The sequence below is a fragment of the Micromonospora sp. ATCC 39149 genome (assembly GCF_000158815.1).
In the GTDB taxonomy this organism is placed as follows: domain Bacteria; phylum Actinomycetota; class Actinomycetes; order Mycobacteriales; family Micromonosporaceae; genus Micromonospora.
In genome coordinates, this window is sequence record NZ_GG657738.1 from 1,173,615 (window position 1) to 1,173,990 (window position 376).

Below are 376 nucleotides of genomic sequence, written 5' to 3' on the forward strand. Positions count from 1 at the left end.
CGCGCGGAGCGCGGCGAGGTCCAACCGGACCGGCACCCCGCAGGCCCTCGCCGCTGCGCCGGGCCTCGTCGAACAACTCGAGACCCAGCTCGGTGGCGAGCGGCGCGGCACCCATCCGGGCCAGCCGGGACACCCCGGCCTCGTCGAGCGTGCCGCCCATGCCGGCCGCCTCGGCCCACAGCCCCCAGGCCAGCGACGTCCCGGGCAGGCCCTCGGCGCGGCGGCGTTCGGCCAGCGCGTCCAGGAAGGCGTTCGCCGCGGCGTAGTTGCCCTGCCCCGGGCTGCCGATCAGCGCGGCGACCGAGGAGAACAGCACGAACGCGGCCAGGTCGTGCCCGGCGGTCAGCTCGTGCAGGTGGACGGCCGCGTCGACCTT

1 pseudogene is annotated in these 376 nt (G+C 77.4%); it reads right to left on the bottom strand.

The features are described 5' to 3' along the window. Positions 1–376: pseudogene (locus MCAG_RS04820) on the bottom strand (KR domain-containing protein); the annotation flags it as partial.